An 856-nucleotide genomic window follows, 5' to 3' on the forward strand; every position below is an offset into this window, starting at 1 on the left:
CACCGCCTTTGTTGACGGATAGTTTAAGTAGAGACGAGGTTTGCTTTTTCTGCCGCATAGCGGCTTCGTTCAACAAGTAATTCAACGTGACACGCAACAGTTGGCCGTGCTCGTGCCTCGCTATTTTAGCCAACAATTACTTAGCCCGTTAATTGGGCGTTAGGTTTTTCATCATGTCCGCACAAACATTTGACGATGTTCATTCAATGATTGGTATGACTCTTTGTTATGTTCAATTTGTTGAGAAACACATAAAATTTATCACCACTTTTGTATTACAAAATGGTGAGACTCTAGATTTAGATAAACTAAACTCTCTTAACAAAAAAGAGAGTAAAAAGGCACTTGGTTACTTTCTCGGACTTATAAAAAAACGAGCAGATGTAATTCCTGAGTTAGAAGAACTCATTACTCATTTTTTACAAAATCGAAATGACTTTGTGCATAATCATGACAAAATAGAAGGGTGGGATTTAGATACAGAGGAAGGCGTTAAAGTTGCAAAAGTATTTATGTCTCAGTTACTTCTCCAAGGACAAAAATTGAATCATATATTTGTCGCTCTAACTTGTCGTTGGCAAGAGCAAACTGGTATCTACCCTAAAATAGAGCATGGCGATGAAGCTTTAATAAATAAAATAGATGCTGAGTACGGTGCATTTGTTGACCTTATGTTTACACAAAAAACCTAATAAGAAATTAAACAAGGACAAAAAACAGTTGGCTTTTTGTTCACTCCGTTCACTTATTTTAGCCAACCATTTTTTGCCTGTTAATTAGGCGTTGAGGCTGTAGAATTTCTCCAAAAAGGAATATTCCATGTTCCTTTTACTATTTCTGGTTTGTTTGTTTTTTA

The 856-nt window shown here is 35.7% G+C and carries 1 protein-coding gene; it reads left to right on the forward strand.

The features are described 5' to 3' along the window. Positions 1–173 precede the first annotated feature (173 nt). Positions 174–692: a hypothetical protein gene (locus tag MTCD1_RS18300; RefSeq protein WP_057183697.1), complete on the forward strand. Its 519-nt coding sequence runs from the start codon at positions 174–176 to the stop codon at positions 690–692. The last annotated feature ends 164 nt before the right edge of the window (positions 693–856 follow it).

Source organism: Colwellia marinimaniae (genome assembly GCF_002207865.1).
Classification (GTDB): Bacteria; Pseudomonadota; Gammaproteobacteria; order Enterobacterales; family Alteromonadaceae; genus Colwellia; species Colwellia marinimaniae.

What these genes read in the sequence shown, in the direction of transcription:
- MTCD1_RS18300 (WP_057183697.1), top strand. Translation starts at nt 174, where the DNA reads ATGTCCGCACAAACATTTGACGATGTTCATTCAATGATTGGTATGACT.